Origin of the sequence: Hydrogenophaga sp. (genome assembly GCF_026125785.1) — a bacterium.
Classification (GTDB): Bacteria; Pseudomonadota; Gammaproteobacteria; order Burkholderiales; family Burkholderiaceae_C; genus Hydrogenophaga.
On sequence record NZ_JAHCKL010000007.1, the window covers coordinates 70,597 to 91,379 of the forward strand.

A 20,783-nucleotide genomic window follows, 5' to 3' on the forward strand; every position below is an offset into this window, starting at 1 on the left:
CAACATGATCACCGCCAAGGATTCCGAGTTCCACCCTGTTCCCAAAAGCAACTGGCGCTGGGCAGAGACCACGCCGCTGTCCTTCTCGGTACCCCAAGCCGGCATATTGGGCAACCTGTACATCGCGGCCCGCCCCAACCTGGGCGTGGCATTGTCGTCGGTGGGCATCGTCAAGGGCTTTCGCTTCCAGCCGCACGAGGTGGATTTCAGTGACGCTCAGATGCACCTGCCGTGCCCGGACAACTACACCCGGTACACACTGGAAAGCGGCTTGAGCGTGCATGTGCAGGAACCGCCGCGCGTGATGCGTTTCCAGTACGAGTACAAGCTCGGGGGGTGCTCCTTCGATCTGACGTTCCGCGGCCTGCACGAACCTTTCGACGCCGCCGACCCGACCCAGAACCCTCTTCTGGCGACGGCCGAAGGCCAACGCTTCGATGAGCGGCTGGGTACGCAATGGGGCAACCCCACGTCGGACCCCGACAACCCCAGCGGCCACTTCGAGCTGCTGGGCCACATCACCGGACACCTCGAACTGCGCGGCCAACGCTACGAGGTGGACTGCTACGACTGCGTGGACCACAGCTGGAGCCGGCGCACCGAGACCAGCAAGCGCGCCGTGAGCTGGATTTCCGCGGCCTTTGGCGAGGACTATGGTCTGCACATGGCCATGCTGCTGGACGTGCGCAACGGAAAGACCGTGTACGAAAGCCTGCGCAATGGCTACGCCATGGAAAACGGCGAGGTGTTTGGCTTGGTCTCCGCTACCGTGGAAGGTTATGGCAGCCACTTCTGCCCGATGAACGTGCGCATCGTGGCCACCGACGTGCGTGGCAAGCGCCACGAGGTCAGCGGCAATGCCATCGCGGTCCACCCCTGGTACAACTACAACCCCTCGCACGTGGCGTTCCAGTCGCTCATGCAATGGCGGTGCGGCAACAGGGTGGGCTACAGCGAGATGGCCGACATCTTCGGCCTGGAGTACCTGGCCGAACGCCAGGCCCTTTGAACGGAGGCCGGACCGTGAACGCCCCAGCTCCCGCAACACCCTCGCCCAAGGGTCTGGCCGCCTGGCTGCTGGGCACGCTGGAGGCCCTTGCTGCCCTGCTGATGGTGGCCATCGTGCTGCTGCTGTTCGGCGGAGTGGTCTCTCGCTATGTGTTCGCCATGCCGGTGGTCTGGATCGATGAGGTCGCGTCGGTGGCGTTCATCTGGGTCGGCATGTTGGGTGCGACCATTGCGATGGCCCGCAACGAGCACCTGCGGCTCAACCTGATGGTGGACCTGCTGCCTGCACGCGCGCGTGAGTACGTGCATGGATTTTCTCTGGCTGCCATGGCGGCGCTGTTGCTGGCGCTGATCTGGCCGGCGTATCTCTACACGCGGGAGGAATGGATCATCCAGACCCCCGCGCTGTCGATCCCCAACTCTTTCAAGGTGGGGGCCATTGCGTTCGGTTTCGCCGCCATGCTGCTGCTGATCGTGGTTTACGCCGGCCGCACTGTGCGCAGGCCGGCGCTGGCCGCAGGCGCCCTGGTGGTGGCCGCCGTGGTGAGCATCTGCTGGCTGCTGGCGCCACAGCTTGCACAGATCGGTACGGCCAGCATTCCGCTGTTCCTCGGCGGCTTCACCGTCCTCTGTCTGCTGGCCGGTGTACCCATTGCCTTCTGCTTCGGCATCGGCGCGGTCAGCCTGCTGGCCTTCACGACATCCATGCCACTGATGGTGGTGATCGGACGCATGGACGAAGGCATGTCCAGCCTGGTGCTGATTTCTGTGCCGATTTTCGTGCTGCTGGGTTGCGTGCTCGATGCCACCGGCATGGGCAAGGCCATCGTGGATTTTCTGGCCAGCCTCCTGGGGCATGTCAAAGCCGGCATGTCCTACGTGCTGCTGGGTTCGCTGTTCATTGTCTCCGGCATCTCCGGCTCCAAGGTGTCCGACATGGCCACCGTCGCTCCGGCCCTGTTCCCGGAGATGAAGCGGCGCGGCCACCAGCCACGCGAGATGGTGGCCTTGCTGGCCACGGGGGCGGCCATGGCCGATACCGTCCCGCCCAGCATCGTGCTGATCGTCCTCGGTGCCGCGGTGGGCGTGTCCATCGCAGGTCTGTTCCAGGCCGGCTTCGTGGTCGCCATGGTGCTGCTGGCCACGCTGCTGCTGCTGGCGCGCTGGAAGGCACGCCACGAAGACATGGCGGGCATACGGCGCACCCCACGCGAACGCGTGGTCCGCTTCGCACTGGTTGCCACGCCTGCGCTGATCCTGCCATTCCTGATCCGCGCACTCGTCGGTGAAGGCATCGCCACAGCCACCGAAGTCTCCACGGTCGCTGTGCTGTACGCCCTGTTGATCGGCCAATGGCTCTACGGCGGCATCTCGCCGCGCACCTTCTACCGGATGCTGGTAGACAGCGCATCCCTGACCGGTGCGGTGCTGCTGATTCTGGGTGCCGCGTCGGCCATGGCATGGACCATCACGCAGAGCGGCGTCGTGCAGCAGCTCTCCGGCTTTCTGACGACCCTGCCCGGTGGCGCCTTCACCTTCATGCTGGTCACCATAGCGGCCTTCCTGATTCTGGGTTGCCTGCTGGAAGGTCTGCCTGCGGTGCTGCTGCTTGCCCCCATCATGTACCCCATCGCGCGCAAGCTGGGCATCAACGACATCCACTACTCCATGGTGGTTGTCTGTGCGATGAACGTGGGCCTGATGATGCCCCCCATTGGTGTCGGCTTCTACATCGCCTGCCGCATCGGAGACGTCAAACCCGACGAGGTGATACGCCCCATCTGGTCCTATCTGGCCGCCCTGCTGATCGGCGTCCTGATCATCGCGGCGGTGCCGGCGATATCGCTGGTCTAGGACAACTTCAAAGCGCAGAACGCAAAGGTTCGGTACGGCACCGGGACGACATCCCGTCCCCGCAGGGCCGGCTCGTCCGCGATCAGGTCCAGCAGATCCTGCCGGACCTGATCCCGTTGCGCCTGCGGCAAGGCGCTGATGAAGCTCGTCGACAGCACACGCTTGAGAATGACATCCTCCGGTGCACCGACGTGTGCGTTGGCAAACTCCCAGCCTTGTAGTACCCCCAGACCTGCATGCGGAAAGGCGTGGCGCCAGGAGCCCTTGTAGAAGCGAGGCACATCGCCTTCATAGGCATTGACCAGGCGGTCCATGCGCTGCACCCAGGGCACCTGAGCGTCCCGCAGATTCCACACCAGCACCAGGCGACCACCGGGTCGAAGCACACGCACGATCTCGTCCAGTGCAGCCGTGTTCGCAAACCAGTGAAATGCCTGGGCACACACCACAACGTCGGCAGAAGCGGCAGGCAGCGGGATCGAGGACGCCGATCCTTGCAGGCCAACGGCACCCGGCACATCGCGGACCAGTCGCGACAACATGTCCGCCACCGGTTCAACGGCGATGGTCTCTGCCTGCAACGCCAGCAGAAGCCGAGTGAATTTGCCCGTCCCCGCCCCCAGATCGACCACGATACTGCCTGCCCGGATGCCCGCCACCTCGCCCAACCATGTGCTCAGTTCAGCTGGGTATTCGGGACGGCCTTGGATGTAGGTATCGACTGCACCACCCACGTATCCCGCCGCCGCAGCGGGGTGCACCGGTGAAGTGGCTGCTTGCCCGGAAAACAGCGAGGCCATGAAGGGCGGTAAGGTCTAAAAGAAAAGGGATGAATCTTTCGATTCATCCCTTCAGGTTTGGTTGCGCGGGCAAGATTTGAACTTGCGACCTTTGGGTTATGAGCCCAACGAGCTACCAGGCTGCTCCACCGCGCGACAAGCCTTATATTCTATCACGCTTTGTCGGCATCAGCAGCCGGGGCCGCCTCTTCCGCACGGTCCACCAGCTCAACCAGGGCCATGGGAGCGTTGTCACCCACGCGGAAACCCATCTTCAGGATGCGGGTGTAGCCACCGGGACGTGCCTTGAAACGCGGGCCCAGCTCATCGAACAGCTTGACCACGACATCACGGTCGCGCAGGCGGTTGAATGCCAGGCGACGGTTGGCCACGGTCGGCTCCTTGGCCAGGGTGATCAGGGGTTCCACCACACGGCGCAGTTCCTTGGCCTTGGGAACGGTGGTCTTGATGGCCTCGTGCGTGAGCAGCGAGTTGGTCATGTTGCGCAGCATGGCGAGGCGGTGCTCGCTGGTGCGGTTGAGTTTGCGAAGTCCGTGTCCGTGACGCATTTGAGATGTCCTTTCAGTGTTTTGCCACCAGCCGTATCAGGTACTGGTGGTTCGTCAGACAGTTTCGTGTCTTCAGTGCTTGTCAAGGCCGGCGGGCGGCCAGTTTTCCAGCTTCATGCCCAAGGTCAGGCCGCGCGAGGCAAGCACTTCCTTGATTTCATTGAGCGACTTGCGACCCAGGTTGGGGGTCTTGAGCAACTCATTCTCGGTGCGCTGGATGAGGTCACCGATGTAGTAAATATTCTCCGCCTTGAGGCAGTTGGCCGAGCGCACCGTGAGTTCGAGCTCGTCCACAGGACGCAGCAGGATGGGGTCGAACTGTTGCGAGCTGCGCTGGGCAGGCGCGTCGAAGGCGGAGAGCTCCACACCTTCGAGTTGGGCGAACACCGCGAGCTGTTCCACCAGGATCTTGGCCGAGGCACGCACCGCCTCTTCCGGTCCGATCGAACCGTTCGTCTCGATCTCCAGCACGAGCTTGTCCAGGTCGGTGCGCTGTTCGACACGGGCGCTCTCGACCGTGTAGCTCACGCGCTTGACGGGTGAAAAGGAGGCATCGAGAACGATGCGCCCGATGGAGCGGGCCTGGTCGTCGTTGCGGCGCACGCTGCCAGGCACGTAGCCACGGCCCTTTTCGACCTTGATCTGCATGTCCAGCTTGGCGCCGGCGGACAAGGTGGCAATCACATGGCCCGGGTTGACGATTTCGACATCGTGCGGAGTCTGGATATCTGCGGCGGTGACCTGGCCTTCGCCGTCCTTGCGCAGGCTCAGCGTGACTTCGTCGCGGTTGTGCAGCTTGAAGACCACGCCCTTGAGGTTCAGGAGCATGTTGACCACATCTTCCTGCACGCCATCGATGGACGAATACTCGTGCACCACACCGGCGATGGTGACTTCGGTCGGCGCGTGGCCCGTCATGGAAGACAGCAGAACCCGGCGCAGGGCATTGCCCAGCGTGTGGCCATAACCGCGCTCGAAGGGCTCGAGCGTGACTTTGGCGCGGTTGGTCGACACTTGTTCGACGTTGATGGTCTTGGGCTTGAGCAGATTGTTCAGCATTCAACTTCCTTCAGGACCCTCGGCTCGTTACACCGATAAGGCAGACGGAGCATGGCCCGGTACGCACCCATGGCGCGAACCGGGAACGGAATTAACGGGAATACAGTTCGACGATCAGCGATTCGTTGATGTCGGAGGCGAACTCGTCACGGTCCGGCGACTTCTTGAACACACCTTCGACCTTGTCGACCGACACATCCACCCAGCCGGGGAAGCCGATCTGCTTGGCCAGTTCCAGCGCTTCCACCACGCGGGCCTGCTTCTTGGACTTCTCGCGCACAGCCACCACGTCACCGGCCTTGACCGAGTAGGACGGGATGTTCACGGCCTTGCCGTTCACCGTGATCGCCTTGTGCGACACGATCTGGCGGGCTTCGGCACGGGTCGAGGCAAAGCCCATGCGGAACACGACGTTGTCCAGACGGGACTCGAGCAGGAACAGCAGGTTGGCACCGGTATTGCCACGGCGGCGATCTGCCTCTGCGAAGTAGCGGCGGAACTGGCGCTCAAGCACGCCGTAGGTGCGCTTGACCTTCTGCTTCTCGCGCAACTGCACGCCGAAGTCGGAGGTGCGCTGACCGGAGGTGCGGCCATGCTGGCCAGGCTTGGAGTCGAACTTGGCCTTGTCGCTGATGGAGCGGCGGGCGCTCTTGAGCAACAGGTCTGCGCCTTCACGGCGGGAAAGTTTGGCCTTGGGGCCGAGGTAACGTGCCACGTTGGTTTCCTTGTTTGTCTGCCGCAGCCTGTTGCTGCGGGAGCCATTCCTCGGAAGAGGACGGCAGTGGGCTTAGCAAAAACGCCACCGCAGGTTACTGCGGTGGCTCACGAAAAAAGCTTTTGATTCTACCGCGAGTGCCGCGGTACCGCATCAGATGCGGCGGCGCTTCTGAGGACGGCAGCCGTTGTGCGGCACCGGGGTCACGTCGGAGATCGAGTTGATGCGGATACCCAGGGCGCCGAGGGCGCGCACCGAGGATTCGCGACCGGGACCAGGGCCCTTGATCTCGACGTCGAGGTTCTTGATGCCTTGCTCAATGGCCGCGCGGCCGGCCACTTCGGACGCCACCTGGGCGGCGAACGGGGTGGACTTGCGCGAACCCTTGAAGCCTTGGCCACCCGACGAGGCCCAGGACAATGCATTGCCCTGACGGTCGGTGATGGTGATGATGGTGTTGTTGAACGACGCGTGCACGTGCGCAATGCCGTCGGCAATGTTCTTGCGGACTTTCTTGCGAACGCGGGCGGACGCGGCGGTGGAGGGAGACTTGGCCATGAGGGTCCTTCTTACCGATTACTTCTTCAGCGACTGGGCAGCCTTGCGGGGACCCTTGCGCGTACGGGCGTTGGTCTTGGTGCGCTGACCACGCAGCGGCAGACCACGGCGATGACGGAAACCACGGTAGCACCCGATGTCCATCAGGCGCTTGATGTTCATGGTGGTTTCGCGGCGCAGGTCACCTTCGATCGTGAACGCGCCGACCTGATCGCGAACTTTTTCCAGTTCCGCGTCGGTCAGGTCCTTGATCTTCTTGGAATAGGCGATGCCGCAGGCTTCGCAGATCTTGCGAGCGCGCGTGCGACCAATGCCAAAGATTGCCGTCAAGCCGATTTCAGCGTGCTTGTGCGGCGGAATGTTGATGCCTGCAATACGAGCCATGTTGGGTCCTCTGAACTAACCAATCAGCCTTGACGCTGCTTGTGACGCGGGTCGGTGCAGATGACGCGCACGACACCATGCCGCTTGATGATCTTACAGTTGCGGCACATTTTCTTGACGGAAGCCGAAACTCTCATTTTCTTCTCCTAGATATTCCTGAAACATTCAACAGCTGACCACTCACTTCGAGCGGAACACGATTCGCGCCCGCGTGAGGTCGTAGGGCGTGAGCTCCACCTTGACCTTGTCCCCCGGCAGGATGCGGATGTAATGCATCCGCATCTTTCCGGAGATATGACCCAGAACCACATGACCGTTTTCGAGTTTGACCCTGAAGGTTGCATTGGGGAGGTTTTCGATCACCTCACCTTGCATCTCGATCACATCGTCCTTGGCCATAAAACAACTCAGTTGCCGAGGGAGGTTTTGAAATTAGCCTTCTTCAGCAGCGATTCGTATTGCTGCGACATCATGTAATTCTGAACCTGTGCCATGAAGTCCATGGTGACCACCACGATGATCAACAGGGAGGTGCCGCCAAAATAGAACGGCACGTTGTACTCCAGGATCAGGAACTCGGGCAGCAGACAGACTGCGGTGATATAGATCGCACCGGCCAACGTCAGCCGAAGCAGGATCCTGTCGATGTAGCGCGCAGTCTGGTCACCAGGACGAATGCCCGGGATGAACGCACCACTCTTCTTCAGGTTGTCCGCGGTTTCACGGCTGTTGAAAACCAGCGCGGTATAGAAGAAGCAGAAGAACACAATGGCAGCCGCGTACAGCGCCACGTAGATCGGTTGGCCAGGAGACAGCGCTGCCGCGATGTCACGCAGCCAACGCGTGGAATCCCCGGTGCTCACCCAACTCACCACGGTGGTGGGCAGCAGGATGATGCTGGACGCGAAGATCGGCGGAATCACACCAGCCATGTTCAGCTTCAGCGGCAGGTGGGAGGATTGCCCACCATAAACCTTGTTGCCTACCTGACGCCGCGCATAGTTCACCAGGATCTTGCGCTGCCCACGCTCGACGAACACCACGAAGTAGGTCACCAGAATCACCAGGACGATGATGAAGATGGCCACCAGGATGTTCATGGCGCCCGTGCGGACCAGTTCCAGCAGGCCGCCCACGGCGCTCGGCAACCCCGCAGCAATGCCCGCGAAGATCAGGATCGAGATGCCGTTGCCCAGTCCGCGCTCGGTGATCTGCTCGCCCAGCCACATCAGGAACATGGTGCCGGCCACCAGGCTCACCACCGCAGTCAGCCGGAAGCCCATGCCCGGCGCAATCACCAGACCAGCCTGGCCTTCCAGCGCCAGGGCAATGCCCATCGCCTGGAAAATGGCAAGCCCCAGCGTGCCATAGCGCGTGTATTGGGTGATCTTGCGACGCCCCGCTTCGCCTTCCTTCTTCAGCTGCTCGAACGCGGGGATCACGTAGGTCATGAGCTGCATGATGATGGAGGCCGAGATGTACGGCATGATCCCCAGCGCGAACACGGTGAACCGCGAGAGCGCGCCGCCGGAGAACATGTTGAACAGGCTCAGGATGCCACCCTGCTGCCCCTGGAACAGCCGTTCCAGTTGCGCGGGGTCGATGCCAGGCACAGGGATGTGAGCCCCGATGCGGTAGACCACCAGCGCGAGCAGCAGAAAGACAAGACGGCGACGCAGGTCGCCGTACTTTCCGGTCTTGGCCAGGGACGTAGTTGCCACAGATCGCTTCCGTTCGCTACCGATCAGGCTGCGACCACCAGGGAACCGCCTGCAGCTTCGATCGCCTGCTTGGCGCCCGCCGTGGCGGCAATATCCTTGAGAGTCACCGCACGGGTGATCTCACCGGTCTTGATGACCTTCACGCGCTTGGCCAGGTGCGGCACCAGGCCAGCCTGCTTGAGCACGAGAACGTCCACCTCGGCGACGTCGAGCTGGTTGAGGTCAGCCAGGGTCACTTCGGCGTTGAACTGCAGTTGCGCGGACTTGAAGCCGCGCTTGGGCAGCCGGCGTTGCAGGGGCATCTGACCACCTTCAAAGCCAACCTTGTGGTAGCCGCCCGAACGGGACTTCTGGCCCTTGTGGCCGCGGCCTGCGGTCTTGCCCAGGCCGGAGCCGATGCCGCGACCGACGCGGCGCTTGGCATGCTTGGCGCCCGAGGCGGGCTTGATGGTATTGAGTTCCATGTCAGTGACTCCGATCAGACGATTTTGACCAGGTAGCTGATCTTGTTGATCATGCCGCGCACGGCGGGCGTGTCCTGCAGCTCGCTCACGCTGTTGAGCTTGCGCAGGCCCAGGCCACGGACGGTGTCACGGTGCGACTGCTTGGTCCCGATGGGGCTGCGCACCAACTGGACCTTGACGGTGTTCTGAGTGGTCATGATCGTTCCAATCAACCCAGGATTTCTTCAACCGACTTGCCACGCTTGGCAGCCACTTCGGCCGGGGTCGTCGAGTTCTTCAGCGCGTCCAGGGTGGCGCGCACGAGGTTGTAGGGGTTGCTCGAGCCGTGGCTCTTGGCCACCACGTCGGTCACGCCGAGCACTTCGAAGACAGCACGCATCGGGCCGCCGGCGATGATGCCGGTACCCTTCACGGCGGGCAGCATCATGACGTTGGAGGCACCGTGCTCACCATGCACGCTGTGGTGCAGGGAACCGTTCTTGAGCGACACCTTGATCATGTTGCGGCGGGCTTGCTCCATGGCCTTTTGAACAGCCACCGGCACTTCGCGCGCCTTGCCTTTGCCCATGCCCACGCGGCCATCGCCATCACCGACCACGGTAAGGGCAGCGAAACCCAGGATACGGCCGCCCTTGACCACCTTGGTCACGCGGTTGATCGCGATCATCTTCTCGCGCAGGCCGTCCTCGTTTGCTTCGTTCTTGATGTTTGCCGTAAATTTAGCCATTTTTGATTCCCGTTGGATCAGAACTGCAGACCGGCTTCACGGGCCGCATCTGCCAGGGCTTTCACCCGGCCGTGGTAGGCAAAACCGGAGCGATCGAAGGCCACCTTCTCAATGCCGACGGCCTTCGCCTTTTCCGCAATGCGCTTGCCGATGATGGCTGCAGCAGCGGCGTTGCCGCCCTTGCCAGCGCCACCGATCTGGGCGCGCACTTCGGCTTCTGCCGTGGAAGCGGAAGCCAGCACGCGCGAGCCGTCGTCGGAGATGACACTGGCGTAGATGTGCAGGTTGGTGCGGTTCACCGTCAGGCGCACGGCGCCTTGCTGGGCGATGCGAATGCGCGTTTGACGGGCGCGGCGCAGACGTTGCTCTTTTTTGGTCAACATGATCCTGGTCCTTATTTCTTCTTGGTTTCCTTGATCACGACCTTCTCATCCGCGTAGCGGATGCCCTTGCCCTTGTAGGGCTCGGGAGGGCGAACGGCTCGCACTTCGGACGCGATCTGGCCCACACGTTGGCGGTCCGAGCCCTTGATCACGATCTCGGTCGGCGTCGGAGTTTCCACCTTGATGCCGGCGGGCATGTCCATCACCACGGGATGGGAGAAACCCACCGTGAGGTTCAGCTTGGCGCCCTGCGCCTGGGCCTTGTAACCCACGCCGAGCAGCGTCAGCTTCTTTTCAAAGCCCTTGCTCACACCTTGAACCATGTTGTTCACCAGCTGACGCATGGTGCCCGACATGGCATTGGCTTCGCGCGACTCGTCCACGGGGACAAAGCTCAGCACGCCGCTCTTGTTTTCCACCTTGACCAGCGCGTTTTGCGCCAGGGCCAGGGCGCCCAGCGTGCCCTTGACACTGATCTGGTCGTCTTTGACGGCGACTTCCACCCCAGCAGGGACGGCAACCGGCAGTTTTCCAATACGTGACATTAATTTCTCCTCAATGCCCGCATCAGGCGACGTAACACAGGACTTCGCCACCGACACCGGTAGCGCGCGCCTTGCGGTCGGTCATCACACCCTGGGGCGTCGTGACGATGGCCACGCCCAGGCCGTTCTGGACCTGGGGAATGGCGTTGCGGCCACGGTAGACACGCAGGCCAGGGCGGCTCACGCGCTCGATGCGTTCGATCACGGGACGGCCGGCGTAGTACTTGAGGGCAATCTCGAGTTCGCTCTTGCCGTCGGCGTTCTTGACCTGGAAACCGTCGATGTAACCCTCGTCCTTCAGGACCTGGGCGATCGCGGCCTTGACCTTGGAAGCCGGCATCGACACGCTGGCCTTTTCGACCATCTGCGCGTTGCGGATGCGGGTCAACATGTCAGCGATAGGATCACTCATGCTCATTTGTGGTTCTCCTAGGGCTTACCAGCTGGCTTTGGTGATGCCGGGGATCTCGCCGGCGAACGCCATCTCGCGCACCTTGGCACGGGCCAGGCCGAAGTGGTTGAAAGTGCCGCGCGGACGGCCCGTGATCTCGCAGCGGTTGCGCTGGCGGGTCGGGTTCGAGTTGCGGGGCAGTTTCTGCAGTGCCAGACGGGCAGCATCGCGCTCTTCTTCCGAGCGCTTGGCGTCCTTGGCGGTGGACTTCAGTTCGTTGTATTTCTTGGCGAACTTGGCGGCGAGCTTCTCGCGCTTGAGTTCACGTTGGAGTAGTGCTTGTTTAGCCACGCGCCACCTCAGTTCTTGAACGGGAAACGGAAACCAGCCAGAAGAGCCTTGCACTCTTCATCGCTCTTGGCGGTCGTCGTGATGCTGATGTTGAGGCCGCGCAGTGCATCGACCTTGTCGTACTCGATCTCGGGGAAGATGATCTGTTCCTTGACGCCAACGTTGTAGTTGCCGCGGCCGTCGAATGAGCGGCCCGAGATACCACGGAAGTCGCGCACGCGGGGCAGCGCCACGGTGACGAAGCGATCCAGGAATTCGTACATGCGGGCGCCGCGCAGGGTCACCATGCAGCCGATGGCCTGCTGCTCGCGGATCTTGAAGCCCGCGATGGCCTTGCGGGCCTTGGTCACCACCGGCTTCTGGCCAGCGATCTTGGTCAGGTCACCCACGGCGTTGTCCATGACCTTCTTGTCGGCCACGGCTTCGCTCACGCCCATGTTGAGCGTGATCTTGGTGATGCGCGGCACCTGCATGGTCGACTTGTAGCCGAACTTCTTCACGAGGTCGGGCGCGATGGTGTCCCGGTAAACATCTTGCAAACGTGCCATGGTCATGCCACCTTGATTTCTTCGCCGCTGGACTTGTAGACGCGCACTTTCTTGCCGTCTGCCAGAAGCTTGATGCCCACGCGATCCGCCTTGCCCGTGGCACCATTGAAAATGGCCACATTGGACTGGTGGATGGGCATGCTTTTTTCGATGATGCCGCCGGTTTCGCCCTTGGCGGGGTTCGGCTTGGCGTGCTTCTTGACGATGTTCACGCCTTCGACAACCACGCGGTCTTCGCTGCTGCGAAGCACAACCTTGCCGCGCTTGCCCTTGTCGCGCCCGGCAATCACGATGACTTCATCGCCACTACGAATCTTGTTCATGATGATTCCTCAGAGAACCTCGGGGGCCAGCGACACGATCTTCATGAACTTCTCGGTGCGCAGCTCGCGCGTCACCGGGCCGAAGATGCGGGTGCCGATGGGCTCCAGCTTGGCGTTGAGCAACACAGCCGCGTTGCCATCGAATTTGATGAGGGCGCCGTCCTGGCGGCGAATGCCCTTGGCGGTGCGCACGACCACGGCGTTGTAGACCTCGCCCTTCTTGACGCGGCCACGGGGAGCGGCTTCCTTGATGGAAACCTTGATGACGTCGCCCACACTGGCGTAACGACGCTTGGAGCCGCCGAGCACCTTGATGCACATCACGGACTTGGCACCCGTGTTGTCGGCAACATCGAGTCGAGATTGCGTTTGAATCATTTGATTTAAGTCCCAACTTGAATCCTTCCGGCCACCACGGCTGGAAGCGATCAGTCTTGGGCCCGTCGTCGAAGGCGGACCCGGCTTGGTGCCAGCTCCAGCCCCTCTTCGGTGGGCAGATAGCTTTCCACAGTCTTCGCCTTTTCAAGCGAAGCCGCATAGTATGGCACGGCTTTCGCCCGCTGTCAATGGCTCGGCAAGTAGTGCTGACAAAGCGCCAGGAAAGCGGGCAGTTCGGGGTCTTGGCCGAGTTCGTCCTGCAGGATGGCGGCCACCGCCGGCGCCATGCGCGCCGCCTCGCGCGCATCCAGGAACAGCGCTCGCCAGCGCCGGGCCAGGACGTCCTCGACTGTCTGGGCGAACTCCACACGGGCGGTATGGCGCACCATGGCCTCATTGAGACCCATGCCCAGTTCGTTGCCCAGGCCCTGGCATTGCTGCACCTCGGCCCACTCGGACCCGAAGAGATGCAGGCCAGGCGGCGCATGCAGCGGCATGGTGGGCAGGCCGGTCGGGCCGGCGCCCACCAGACGGTGCGCCTCGGTTCGCCCTCCGGGGCGGCGTGGCAGCAAACCGCCGACGAAACACCGCTCCAGGACGTCCTCGGCCATGGCACGGTAGGTGGTCCACTTGCCCCCCGTGACCGTGACCAGACCATTGGCATCGGTGACGATGGTGTGCTCCCGCGACAGGGCCTGGGTGCTGCCCTCCGCCGCTTCGGGCGGCGCCACCAGGGGCCGAAGCCCTACCCAGACACTGCGGATGTCGCTGCGTTGCACGGGCCGAGCCAGCACCCGGGCGGCTTCGTCCAGGATGAACGCCAGTTCCTCCTCAAAGGCATCGGGTTCGCGAGGCAGGTCCCGGCGTGGCGTATCGGTGGTCCCCAGCACCAGCTTGCCCAGCCAGGGCACGGCGAACAGCACGCGTCCATCGCGCGTACGGGGCACGAGCAGAGCGTGCCCCCCAGGCATGAAGTCGCGATCGACCACGATATGGACCCCTTGGCTGGGACTGACCATATGGGAAGGCGTTCCCTGCCGGGACGAAGGCCGCGTGCGGTCGCGCAGGCTGTCGACCCAGACCCCGGTGGCGTTGACCACGCAGCGCGCCCGCAAGGGAAATGTGGATCCAGTGCGGCGGTCCATCACCGTCAATGTGGAAACGGCGTCGTCTGTGCGCTCCACCGCCGTCACCTCGGCGTAGTTCAGCACGCGCGCGCCGGCCGCTTCGGCACTGCGCGCCAGCGCTAGCGCCAGACGGGCGTCGTCGAACTGGCCGTCCCAGTAGCGCACCCCGCCTCGCAGGCCCTCGGTCTGCACACCGGGCAAGGCCCGCACGGTCTGCGCGCGACCCAGGAGTTCGGTGCGCCCCAGGCCGGCATGGCCAGCCATGAGGTCATAGACCTTGAGCCCCAGGCCATAAAAAGGTGTCTGCCACCAGCGGTACGAGGGCATGACAAAGGGCAGCGGCTGTGCCAGGTGCGGGGCGATGCGCAGCACCGCGGCGCGCTCGGCCAGCGCCTCGCGCACCAGCGCGATATTGCCTTGCGCCAGGTAGCGCACGCCGCCGTGCAGGAGCTTGGTGGAGCGCGAGGAGGTGCCCCCCGCGAAGTCATGCGACTCCAGCAGCGCCACGGAGAACCCGCGCAGGGCCGCATCCAGTGCCACGCCCAGGCCGGTGGCGCCCCCCCCGACCACGGCCAGATCCACCACGTCCAGGCGGGAAAAGGCGTCCAGGAGGAAAGAGCGCTTCATGGCGAAATGAGAAAAAGACAAGCAGGATGGAACCGTTCGTTATGCTAACGCCGAAATGTTCGTTTATGTTCGTTTTCATTCGGTATTTACCCTAAAGCCAGGAAAAGGCACATCCGTTATGTTCGAGGGTCCTTCCTGCCAGCCGCTCCCATGAATCTCAATCCTCGCCATACCCAGTTGCTCGACGAAGTGCGCGCTCACGGTCCACAAAGCATCGAGGCATTGGCCGAGCGCTTTGGCGTCACGCTGCAGACCGTGCGGCGTGACGTGCAGCGCCTGGCGGAAGCCGGCCTGCTCTCCCGCTTCCACGGCGGCGTCCGCCTGCCGGGCTCCACCACGGAGAACATCGCCTACCGCCAACGCCAGGCCATGCAGGCCGAAGCCAAGTCGCGCATCGCGCGGGCGGTGGCGAGCCGGGTGCCCAACGGTTGCTCGCTGATCATGAACATCGGCACCACCATCGAGGCCGTGGCACGTGAATTGCAGCACCACCGCGGCCTGCGCGTGATCACGAACAATCTGCACATTGCTTCGCTCATGAGCACCTATCCCGAATGCGAAGTGATCGTTGCCGGCGGCCAGGTGCGCAGTGCCGACCAGGGCATCGTCGGCGAAGCCACGGTGGACTTCATGCGCCAGTTCAAGGTCGACATCGGTCTCATCGGCATCAGCGGCATCGAGGCCGACGGGACGCTGCGCGATTTCGACTACCGCGAGGTCAAGGTGGCCAGCACCATCGTCCAGCAGTCGCGCGAAGTCTGGCTGGCGGTCGACCACAGCAAGTTCAATCGGCCAGCGATGGTGGAACTGGCCCGGCTGGATGACCTGGACGTGCTGTTCACCGACCAGCCCCCTCCGGCCCCGTTCGGTGAACTGCTCGCCCAAGGCGACGTGGAATGCATGGTGGCCAGCGAGCCCTCAGGGCACGCCTGATCCGTTCAAACCGGAAAACCGAAAAATGACCTACTTGCTGGCCCTGGATCAGGGCACCTCCAGCTCACGCAGCATCGTCTTCGACCGCCAGGGCCGCGTGGTGGCCATGGCGCAACGTGAATTTCCGCAGATATACCCTCAGCCAGGCTGGGTCGAGCACGACCCGATGGCGCTGTGGCAGACGCAGCTGGAGACCGCCAGAGAGGTGCTGAAGAAGGCGGGACTGAGCGCGGACCGCATGGCCGGTGTGGGCATCACCAACCAGCGGGAGACCACCCTGCTGTGGAACCGGGCCACCGGCACGCCGGTGGGCAACGCCATCGTCTGGCAGGACCGTCGCACCGAGCCGTTGTGCGCGGAGCTGCGCGAGCGGGGCCATGAGGAGACCATCCGCAGCAAGACAGGTTTGCGCATCGACGCGTACTTCTCCGGCACCAAGCTGCGCTGGATGCTGGATCACATCCCGCAGGCGCGCGCGCAAGCCGAACGTGGGGAACTGGCTTTCGGAACGGTGGACACCTGGCTGATCTGGCGGCTCACGCAGGGACGGCGTCACGTCACGGATTTCAGCAATGCGTCGCGCACCCTGCTCTTCAATGTGCACGAGCGCCGTTGGGACGAGGAGCTGATGACCTTGCTCGACATTCCGCCCAGCCTGATGCCCGAAGTGCTGCCATCGAGCGCGGCCTTCGGTCGCATGGATGCCCAATGGCTGGGCGCCCCGCTGGACATCGGTGGCGTGGCCGGCGACCAGCAAAGTGCCCTGTTCGGCCAGGCCTGCTTCCAGGCCGGCATGGCCAAGAACACCTATGGCACCGGCTGCTTCATGCTGATGCACACCGGCGAGCGTTTCCAGACCAGCCAGAACGGCCTGGTCACGACCGCTGCCGCCCAGGTCGGCGGTGCGCCGCAGTATGCGCTGGAGGGGAGCGTGTTCATCGGTGGCGCGGTGGTGCAGTGGCTGCGCGACGGCCTGAGCGCCATCCGTTCCAGCAGCGAAGTGCAAGCCCTGGCCGAGAGCGTGCCAGACGCGGGCGGCGTGGTGCTGGTGCCAGCCTTCACCGGGCTGGGCGCGCCGTACTGGCAACCCGATGCGCGCGGCAGCATCACGGGCATCTCGCGTGGCACCACCATGGCCCACATCGCTCGCGCGGCACTGGAGAGCATCGCCTTCCAGAGCGCCGCCCTGCTGGGGGCCATGGGTCGGGATGCGGTGGCTACGGGCGGCGTGCCGGTGAGCGAGTTGCGGGTGGACGGCGGCGCCTGCGTGAACAACCTGCTGATGCAGTTCCAGGCCGACCTGCTGGGCATTCCCGTGGTGCGACCAGAGGTGATCGAGACCACCGCGCTGGGCGCGGCCTACCTGGCGGGCCTGCATGCGGGCGTGTACCGCGGCACCGAGGAACTGGAAGCGCAATGGCGCGCCGAGCGCCGCTTCGAGCCGGCCATGCCGCGCGATCAGGCGCTGGAGAAGATGGCGCTGTGGGAGCGCGCCGTGCGCCAGACCACCGCACCCTGAACACGCGGCGGCAAGGGCGACAATAGCCGCATGAACACGCCTTCCTCTTCCACCATCACTTTCATCGGCGGCGGCAACATGGCCAGCGCCATCCTTGGCGGCCTGCTGAACCAGGGTCAATCCGCCGGCTCGCTGCAAGTGATCGAACCCTGGGACGAGCAGCGCGCGCGGTTGCTGCAGCAGTTCCCTGGCATCCACGTGGTGCCGCAGGCTGGGCCTGGCCTGCGGCCCTCGGCCCTGGTGGTGTGGGCGGTCAAGCCCCAGACCTTCAAGGAAGCCGCACTGGCCAGCGCACCGCACCTCGGCACAGCCCTGCACCTGAGCGTGGCCGCCGGCATCACCAGCGAGAGCATCGCCACCTGGCTGGGGACGCAGCGCATCGTGCGCGCCATGCCCAATACGCCGGCACTGGTCGGGCTGGGCATGACCGGGTTGTTCGCGCGTACGGGCGCGACAGCGGACGATCGCGCGCAGGTGGAAACGGTGATCAAGACCACGGGCGACCTCGTCTGGGTTGATGCCGAGGCACAACTGGACGCAGTCACCGCCCTCTCCGGCTCAGGACCGGCCTACGTGTTCTACTTCCTGGAAGCCATGCGCGATGCTGGCGCGCGCATGGGCCTGACACCAGAAATCGCCTATCGGCTGGCGCTGGGCACCTTCGTCGGCGCCTCCACGCTGGCGCAGCGCTCGGACGACCCGCCGCAGGTGCTGCGCGAGCGCGTCACATCCAAGGGCGGCACGACCTATGCGGCGCTCACGTCCATGGAGTCGGCGGGCGTGAAGGCAAAGTTCGAGGAAGCGCTGTTCGCCGCGCAGAAGCGCGCCGAGGAACTCGGCCGCGAATTCGGCTAGGACAAGGGCAGGCCCAGCACCACGCCGGCGAACACGGTGAAGCCCAGCCAGTGGTTGAGCCGGAAGGCCTTGAAGCAGCCCTCGCGCGTGCGGCCCCGGATCATGGCGAAGTGCCAGACCACCTGGACCAGCGCGGCCACCAAAGCCGCCCCCCAGACCCAGGGATTCAGGCGCGCCCACAGCGCGAGCGTCCAGACCCCGAGAAACACCAGGTAGAACGCCGTGACGGCGGCGACATCGGCGCGCCCCAGCGTGATAGCCGAGGTCTTCATGCCGATGCGCAGATCGTCGTCGCGGTCCACCATGGCGTACTCGGTGTCGTAGGCCAGCACCCAGAACAGATTGCCCAGCAGCAGCAGCCACGCCAGGACCGGGACTTCGCCCCGCACGGCGGCAAAGGCCATGGGAATGCCGAAGCTGAAGGCCACACCCAACACCGCCTGCGGCATGGACACGATCCGCTTGGCAAAGGGGTAGGCCAGGGTTATGGCCAGGGCCGCGAAGGACATGGCCACGGTGAGCAGGTTGGTGGTGAGTACCAGCGCGAAGGCCGCCAGTGCCAGCACCGCGCCCACAGCGAGCGCTTCGCGCGTGGACACCCTGCCCGAGGTGACGGGCCGCTGCGCGGTGCGCTTGACATGGCGGTCGAAATCGCGATCGGCCACATCGTTGACGCAGCAGCCCGCGCTGCGCATGAGAATGGTGCCCAGCACGAACACCACCAGCAGATGCCAGCCGGGGAATCCACCGGCCGCCACCCACAATGCGGCCAGCGTCGGCCACAGCAGCAGCAGCCAGCCGGCCGGCCGGTTCCAGCGGATCAGGTCGAGGTACAGCGCCAGTCGCGACGGCGCGGGGGACGCGGCGACAGCCATCTCGCGCGGCTCAGTCCTCAAGCAGGGAACGCAGCATCCAGGCAGTCTGCTCATGCACCGTCAGGCGCTGCGTCAGCAAGTCGGCGGTGGGCTCATCGCCAGCCTTGTCGGCCAGGGGAAACAGGCCGCGCGCGGTGCGTGCCACGGCCTCATGGCCGGTGACCAGGATGCGCACCATCTCCAATGCCTTGGGCGGTACGCCTGGCGCGTCGGGCACCGAGGCGAGCTTGCCGAACTGGGCATAGGAGCCCGGCGCGGCATGCCCGAGGGAGCGGATGCGTTCGGCGATCGGGTCGACCGCATTCCAGAGTTCGGTGTACTGGGTCATGAACATCGCGTGCAGCGTGTTGAACATGGGGCCGGTCACATTCCAGTGGAAGTTGTGCGTGGTCAGGTACAGCGTGTAGGTATCGGCCAGCAGGTGCGACAGCCCCTTGGCGATGGCGGCGCGGTCTTTCTCGCTGATGCCGATGTTGATGGCAGGGGCGGCGGATGCCTTGGCAGGGGACTTGGCCATGGTGTTCTCCAGAAAAAAGGTCAATGAAGGCGGAAAAAGTCTACCCAGAACGTCACGACAGACGTTTGACGCCGGGCAACTCGCAGGCATAAATGGCATTGCGCAGTTCGGCGATGGCCTCGTAGCGCGTGAAGCTGCGGCGCCAGGCCAGCACCACGCGGCGCGTGGGCGCATCGCCTTCGAAGGGCAGGTAACGCACGTACGACGAATCGCCGAAGTCCTGCCCGGGCGAGGTGGCGCCATCGATCGCCGAGGGCGGGACCGACAGGCGCGGCACCAGCGTCACGCCCATGCCGGCGGCCACCATGTGCTTGATGGTTTCCAGCGACGAGCCTTCGAAACTCTTGCGTATGCCTTCGGTGTCGTTCGAAAAGCGCGCGAACTCAGGACAGACCTCCAGCACATGGTCGCGGAAGCAGTGCCCTGTGCCCAGCAGCAGCATGGTCTCCCGCTTGAGCTCTTCCGCCGTGATGTGGCTCTTGCTCGCCAGCGGATGGGTGTGCGGCACCGCGGCCATGAAGGGCTCATCGTAGAGCGGCGCGATGGCCAGGTTGGTGTCCGGGAAAGGCTCAGCCAGCACGGCGCAGTCGATCTCGCCCAGGCGCAACTGCTCCAGCAGCTTGACGGTGAAGTTTTCCTGCAGCATCAGCGGCATCTGCGGGGTGCGGTCGATCACATGGCGCACCAGGTCGGGCAGCAAGTAGGGGCCGATGGTGTAGATCACACCCAGCCGCAGCGGACCGGCCAGCGGGTCCTTGCCGCGCTTGGCGATTTCCTTGATGGCCGCGGCCTGCTCCAGCACGGTCTGGGCCTGGCGCACGATCTCTTCACCCAGCGGCGTGACGCTGATCTCGGCCGCGTTGCGCTCGAAGATCTTGAGTTCGAGCTCCTCTTCCAGCTTCTTGATCGCCACCGACAGCGTCGGCTGCGAGACGAAGCAGGCCTCGGCCGCCTTGCCAAAGTGCTTCTCGCGTGCGACGGCGACGATGTACTTGAGTTCGGTGAGCGTCATGGGGATATTGTGCGCCCGGAGCGGGAACACCCAAAGAGCAGCGTCTTGCACCGCCTGGAGCTTGAACCCGCGCGACCACCGGCGCAGCGGTCACAACGTGGCGCCTCCCGATGGCGAGGGCGTGCGCGCTGGCGCGGCGCTCGGAGCGGCATCGGACCAATGCACCGTCTTCCTGGGCTTCGCGTTCTGCATGGCCCGCACAACCGGCTCGGGCGCCACCATGCTCCTCGCCAAGGCGTGCTCGCCACCCAGGTAGCGGCTTGCCTGGTCCGGGGACCAGCCAACAGCCGCCGGCGGCACCGCCAGCTCCGTCAACAGCAGGCGCGCCGAACCGTGCAGGCCGTCGCGGACACTGGTGTACAGCAGACTGGCCGCGGTCTCCGCGTCCAGCCTGTGCCGCTGGCTTCGTATCTGCGCCATGCGCTGCTGGTCCGGTGTCTGGCCCTGCATGGTGGCCAGGTGCTGGCGCCATTCGGCCACCACCCCGGGACCGGCGTGTTGCGGGGAAGACGGAGAAGGGTTGGACGGATTCGGCATGGGATCTCCTGGGAACCGAGGTCA

General features: G+C 64.1%; 29 protein-coding genes and 1 tRNA gene. 5 read left to right on the plus strand and 25 right to left on the minus strand.

Features of this window, described 5'->3' with window-relative positions; all coding sequences use genetic code 11:
- Nucleotides 1–4: 4 nt before the first annotated feature.
- Both KIT53_RS09230 and KIT53_RS09235 read left to right on the plus strand, forming a co-directional pair.
- Nucleotides 5–1,009: a hypothetical protein gene (locus tag KIT53_RS09230; RefSeq protein WP_297750996.1), complete on the plus strand. Its 1,005-nt coding sequence runs from the start codon at nt 5–7 to the stop codon at nt 1,007–1,009.
- Nucleotides 1,010–1,023: 14 nt separating this feature from the next.
- The gene (locus tag KIT53_RS09235) at nt 1,024–2,862 is read left to right on the plus strand and encodes a TRAP transporter large permease subunit (protein ID WP_297750999.1); all 1,839 of its coding nucleotides are present in this window, start codon (nt 1,024–1,026) and stop codon (nt 2,860–2,862) included.
- Here KIT53_RS09235 and KIT53_RS09240 read toward each other — a convergent pair.
- From KIT53_RS09240 to KIT53_RS09340, 21 genes are all read right to left on the minus strand, one after another.
- Entirely contained in the window at nt 2,859–3,662 is an 804-nt protein-coding gene (locus KIT53_RS09240) for a class I SAM-dependent methyltransferase (RefSeq protein WP_297751002.1), read from the minus strand. The two genes, KIT53_RS09235 and KIT53_RS09240, sit on opposite strands and share 4 nt — an antisense overlap.
- Before the next feature lie 58 nt (nt 3,663–3,720).
- Nucleotides 3,721–3,797 (minus strand) — tRNA-Met (locus KIT53_RS09245).
- Nucleotides 3,798–3,814: 17 nt separating this feature from the next.
- Nucleotides 3,815–4,210, minus strand: coding sequence for a 50S ribosomal protein L17 (gene rplQ, locus KIT53_RS09250; protein ID WP_297751005.1), 396 nt, complete (start codon nt 4,208–4,210; stop codon nt 3,815–3,817).
- A 72-nt stretch (nt 4,211–4,282) separates the two neighbouring features.
- Entirely contained in the window at nt 4,283–5,269 is a 987-nt protein-coding gene (gene rpoA / locus KIT53_RS09255) for a DNA-directed RNA polymerase subunit alpha (RefSeq protein WP_297751008.1), read from the minus strand.
- A gap of 91 nt (nt 5,270–5,360) precedes the next feature.
- Nucleotides 5,361–5,984 carry a 30S ribosomal protein S4 gene (rpsD, locus tag KIT53_RS09260; protein WP_297751011.1) on the minus strand — a complete coding sequence of 208 codons (624 nt, stop codon included), beginning with the start codon at nt 5,982–5,984 and terminating at the stop codon, nt 5,361–5,363.
- 153 nt (nt 5,985–6,137) lie between these two features.
- A complete protein-coding gene (gene rpsK, locus KIT53_RS09265; RefSeq protein WP_297751014.1) occupies nt 6,138–6,542 on the minus strand; it encodes a 30S ribosomal protein S11 in 405 nt (134 codons plus the stop codon).
- Between the two features lie 18 nt (nt 6,543–6,560).
- Entirely contained in the window at nt 6,561–6,926 is a 366-nt protein-coding gene (gene rpsM, locus KIT53_RS09270) for a 30S ribosomal protein S13 (RefSeq protein ID WP_297751018.1), read from the minus strand.
- A 23-nt stretch (nt 6,927–6,949) separates the two neighbouring features.
- Entirely contained in the window at nt 6,950–7,063 is a 114-nt protein-coding gene (gene rpmJ, locus KIT53_RS09275) for a 50S ribosomal protein L36 (protein WP_009514917.1), read from the minus strand.
- Nucleotides 7,064–7,106: 43 nt separating this feature from the next.
- Nucleotides 7,107–7,325, minus strand: a complete 219-nt coding sequence (gene infA, locus KIT53_RS09280) for a translation initiation factor IF-1 (RefSeq protein ID WP_086118896.1) — start codon at nt 7,323–7,325, stop codon at nt 7,107–7,109.
- 8 nt (nt 7,326–7,333) lie between these two features.
- Nucleotides 7,334–8,647, minus strand: coding sequence for a preprotein translocase subunit SecY (secY, locus tag KIT53_RS09285; RefSeq protein WP_297751021.1), 1,314 nt, complete (start codon nt 8,645–8,647; stop codon nt 7,334–7,336).
- A gap of 23 nt (nt 8,648–8,670) precedes the next feature.
- On the minus strand, nt 8,671–9,111 hold the full coding sequence (gene rplO, locus KIT53_RS09290; RefSeq protein ID WP_297751024.1) for a 50S ribosomal protein L15: 441 nt from the start codon (nt 9,109–9,111) through the stop codon (nt 8,671–8,673).
- Nucleotides 9,112–9,125: 14 nt separating this feature from the next.
- Nucleotides 9,126–9,308 carry a 50S ribosomal protein L30 gene (gene rpmD, locus KIT53_RS09295; protein WP_159589446.1) on the minus strand — a complete coding sequence of 61 codons (183 nt, stop codon included), beginning with the start codon at nt 9,306–9,308 and terminating at the stop codon, nt 9,126–9,128.
- Nucleotides 9,309–9,319: 11 nt separating this feature from the next.
- Nucleotides 9,320–9,838: a 30S ribosomal protein S5 gene (gene rpsE / locus KIT53_RS09300; protein ID WP_297751027.1), complete on the minus strand. Its 519-nt coding sequence runs from the start codon at nt 9,836–9,838 to the stop codon at nt 9,320–9,322.
- Between the two features lie 17 nt (nt 9,839–9,855).
- On the minus strand, nt 9,856–10,221 hold the full coding sequence (gene rplR / locus KIT53_RS09305; protein ID WP_297751029.1) for a 50S ribosomal protein L18: 366 nt from the start codon (nt 10,219–10,221) through the stop codon (nt 9,856–9,858).
- Between the two features lie 11 nt (nt 10,222–10,232).
- Nucleotides 10,233–10,766 (minus strand): 50S ribosomal protein L6, encoded by a 534-nt coding sequence (gene rplF / locus KIT53_RS09310; RefSeq protein WP_297751032.1) that lies wholly within the window; start codon nt 10,764–10,766, stop codon nt 10,233–10,235.
- 22 nt (nt 10,767–10,788) lie between these two features.
- Nucleotides 10,789–11,184: a 30S ribosomal protein S8 gene (gene rpsH / locus KIT53_RS09315; RefSeq protein ID WP_297751035.1), complete on the minus strand. Its 396-nt coding sequence runs from the start codon at nt 11,182–11,184 to the stop codon at nt 10,789–10,791.
- 18 nt (nt 11,185–11,202) lie between these two features.
- Nucleotides 11,203–11,508, minus strand: coding sequence for a 30S ribosomal protein S14 (gene rpsN / locus KIT53_RS09320; RefSeq protein WP_297751039.1), 306 nt, complete (start codon nt 11,506–11,508; stop codon nt 11,203–11,205).
- An 8-nt stretch (nt 11,509–11,516) separates the two neighbouring features.
- Nucleotides 11,517–12,056 (minus strand): 50S ribosomal protein L5, encoded by a 540-nt coding sequence (rplE, locus tag KIT53_RS09325; protein ID WP_297751042.1) that lies wholly within the window; start codon nt 12,054–12,056, stop codon nt 11,517–11,519.
- A gap of 2 nt (nt 12,057–12,058) precedes the next feature.
- A complete protein-coding gene (rplX, locus tag KIT53_RS09330; protein WP_297751045.1) occupies nt 12,059–12,379 on the minus strand; it encodes a 50S ribosomal protein L24 in 321 nt (106 codons plus the stop codon).
- A 9-nt stretch (nt 12,380–12,388) separates the two neighbouring features.
- Complete coding sequence (gene rplN, locus KIT53_RS09335; protein ID WP_009514936.1) at nt 12,389–12,757, minus strand: 50S ribosomal protein L14; 369 nt, start codon at nt 12,755–12,757, stop codon at nt 12,389–12,391.
- Between the two features lie 185 nt (nt 12,758–12,942).
- Nucleotides 12,943–14,511 carry a glycerol-3-phosphate dehydrogenase/oxidase gene (locus KIT53_RS09340; protein ID WP_297751049.1) on the minus strand — a complete coding sequence of 523 codons (1,569 nt, stop codon included), beginning with the start codon at nt 14,509–14,511 and terminating at the stop codon, nt 12,943–12,945.
- Between the two features lie 150 nt (nt 14,512–14,661).
- On the opposite strand from KIT53_RS09340, the gene KIT53_RS09345 reads away from it, so the two are divergent.
- Genes KIT53_RS09345 through proC form a run of 3 tightly spaced genes read left to right on the plus strand, consistent with a single transcriptional unit; the run spans nt 14,662 to nt 17,818 of the window.
- A complete protein-coding gene (locus KIT53_RS09345; RefSeq protein WP_297751052.1) occupies nt 14,662–15,444 on the plus strand; it encodes a DeoR/GlpR family DNA-binding transcription regulator in 783 nt (260 codons plus the stop codon).
- Between the two features lie 25 nt (nt 15,445–15,469).
- Nucleotides 15,470–16,963, plus strand: a complete 1,494-nt coding sequence (glpK, locus tag KIT53_RS09350; protein WP_297751055.1) for a glycerol kinase GlpK — start codon at nt 15,470–15,472, stop codon at nt 16,961–16,963.
- 30 nt (nt 16,964–16,993) lie between these two features.
- Nucleotides 16,994–17,818 (plus strand): pyrroline-5-carboxylate reductase, encoded by an 825-nt coding sequence (gene proC / locus KIT53_RS09355; protein WP_297751059.1) that lies wholly within the window; start codon nt 16,994–16,996, stop codon nt 17,816–17,818.
- Here proC and ubiA read toward each other — a convergent pair.
- The 4 genes from ubiA to KIT53_RS09375 all read right to left on the minus strand — a co-directional run bounded on the left by ubiA (nt 17,815) and on the right by KIT53_RS09375 (nt 20,759).
- Entirely contained in the window at nt 17,815–18,693 is an 879-nt protein-coding gene (gene ubiA / locus KIT53_RS09360; RefSeq protein ID WP_297751062.1) for a 4-hydroxybenzoate octaprenyltransferase, read from the minus strand. The two genes, proC and ubiA, sit on opposite strands and share 4 nt — an antisense overlap.
- Before the next feature lie 10 nt (nt 18,694–18,703).
- Nucleotides 18,704–19,210: a Dps family protein gene (locus KIT53_RS09365; protein WP_297751065.1), complete on the minus strand. Its 507-nt coding sequence runs from the start codon at nt 19,208–19,210 to the stop codon at nt 18,704–18,706.
- Between the two features lie 52 nt (nt 19,211–19,262).
- Nucleotides 19,263–20,222, minus strand: coding sequence for a hydrogen peroxide-inducible genes activator (locus KIT53_RS09370; protein WP_297751068.1), 960 nt, complete (start codon nt 20,220–20,222; stop codon nt 19,263–19,265).
- Nucleotides 20,223–20,312: 90 nt separating this feature from the next.
- Nucleotides 20,313–20,759: a hypothetical protein gene (locus KIT53_RS09375; RefSeq protein WP_297751071.1), complete on the minus strand. Its 447-nt coding sequence runs from the start codon at nt 20,757–20,759 to the stop codon at nt 20,313–20,315.
- Nucleotides 20,760–20,783 lie beyond the last annotated feature (24 nt).

What these genes read in the sequence shown, in the direction of transcription:
- KIT53_RS09375 (WP_297751071.1), bottom strand. Translation starts at nt 20,759, where the DNA reads ATGCCGAATCCGTCCAACCCTTCTCCGTCTTCCCCGCAACACGCCGGT.
- rpmD (WP_159589446.1), bottom strand. Translation starts at nt 9,308, where the DNA reads ATGACCACTCAGAACACCGTCAAGGTCCAGTTGGTGCGCAGCCCCATC.
- rpoA (WP_297751008.1), bottom strand. Translation starts at nt 5,269, where the DNA reads ATGCTGAACAATCTGCTCAAGCCCAAGACCATCAACGTCGAACAAGTG.
- infA (WP_086118896.1), bottom strand. Translation starts at nt 7,325, where the DNA reads ATGGCCAAGGACGATGTGATCGAGATGCAAGGTGAGGTGATCGAAAAC.
- rpmJ (WP_009514917.1), bottom strand. Translation starts at nt 7,063, where the DNA reads ATGAGAGTTTCGGCTTCCGTCAAGAAAATGTGCCGCAACTGTAAGATC.
- rplO (WP_297751024.1), bottom strand. Translation starts at nt 9,111, where the DNA reads ATGGAACTCAATACCATCAAGCCCGCCTCGGGCGCCAAGCATGCCAAG.
- glpK (WP_297751055.1), top strand. Translation starts at nt 15,470, where the DNA reads ATGACCTACTTGCTGGCCCTGGATCAGGGCACCTCCAGCTCACGCAGC.
- KIT53_RS09340 (WP_297751049.1), bottom strand. Translation starts at nt 14,511, where the DNA reads ATGAAGCGCTCTTTCCTCCTGGACGCCTTTTCCCGCCTGGACGTGGTG.
- rplN (WP_009514936.1), bottom strand. Translation starts at nt 12,757, where the DNA reads ATGATTCAAACGCAATCTCGACTCGATGTTGCCGACAACACGGGTGCC.
- KIT53_RS09365 (WP_297751065.1), bottom strand. Translation starts at nt 19,210, where the DNA reads ATGGCCAAGTCCCCTGCCAAGGCATCCGCCGCCCCTGCCATCAACATC.
- rplX (WP_297751045.1), bottom strand. Translation starts at nt 12,379, where the DNA reads ATGAACAAGATTCGTAGTGGCGATGAAGTCATCGTGATTGCCGGGCGC.
- rpsM (WP_297751018.1), bottom strand. Translation starts at nt 6,926, where the DNA reads ATGGCTCGTATTGCAGGCATCAACATTCCGCCGCACAAGCACGCTGAA.
- rplQ (WP_297751005.1), bottom strand. Translation starts at nt 4,210, where the DNA reads ATGCGTCACGGACACGGACTTCGCAAACTCAACCGCACCAGCGAGCAC.
- KIT53_RS09370 (WP_297751068.1), bottom strand. Translation starts at nt 20,222, where the DNA reads ATGACGCTCACCGAACTCAAGTACATCGTCGCCGTCGCACGCGAGAAG.
- proC (WP_297751059.1), top strand. Translation starts at nt 16,994, where the DNA reads ATGAACACGCCTTCCTCTTCCACCATCACTTTCATCGGCGGCGGCAAC.
- rpsK (WP_297751014.1), bottom strand. Translation starts at nt 6,542, where the DNA reads ATGGCCAAGTCTCCCTCCACCGCCGCGTCCGCCCGCGTTCGCAAGAAA.
- rplR (WP_297751029.1), bottom strand. Translation starts at nt 10,221, where the DNA reads ATGTTGACCAAAAAAGAGCAACGTCTGCGCCGCGCCCGTCAAACGCGC.
- KIT53_RS09240 (WP_297751002.1), bottom strand. Translation starts at nt 3,662, where the DNA reads ATGGCCTCGCTGTTTTCCGGGCAAGCAGCCACTTCACCGGTGCACCCC.
- KIT53_RS09345 (WP_297751052.1), top strand. Translation starts at nt 14,662, where the DNA reads ATGAATCTCAATCCTCGCCATACCCAGTTGCTCGACGAAGTGCGCGCT.
- rplE (WP_297751042.1), bottom strand. Translation starts at nt 12,056, where the DNA reads ATGGCACGTTTGCAAGATGTTTACCGGGACACCATCGCGCCCGACCTC.
- rplF (WP_297751032.1), bottom strand. Translation starts at nt 10,766, where the DNA reads ATGTCACGTATTGGAAAACTGCCGGTTGCCGTCCCTGCTGGGGTGGAA.
- KIT53_RS09230 (WP_297750996.1), top strand. Translation starts at nt 5, where the DNA reads ATGATCACCGCCAAGGATTCCGAGTTCCACCCTGTTCCCAAAAGCAAC.
- ubiA (WP_297751062.1), bottom strand. Translation starts at nt 18,693, where the DNA reads ATGGCTGTCGCCGCGTCCCCCGCGCCGTCGCGACTGGCGCTGTACCTC.
- rpsH (WP_297751035.1), bottom strand. Translation starts at nt 11,184, where the DNA reads ATGAGCATGAGTGATCCTATCGCTGACATGTTGACCCGCATCCGCAAC.
- rpsE (WP_297751027.1), bottom strand. Translation starts at nt 9,838, where the DNA reads ATGGCTAAATTTACGGCAAACATCAAGAACGAAGCAAACGAGGACGGC.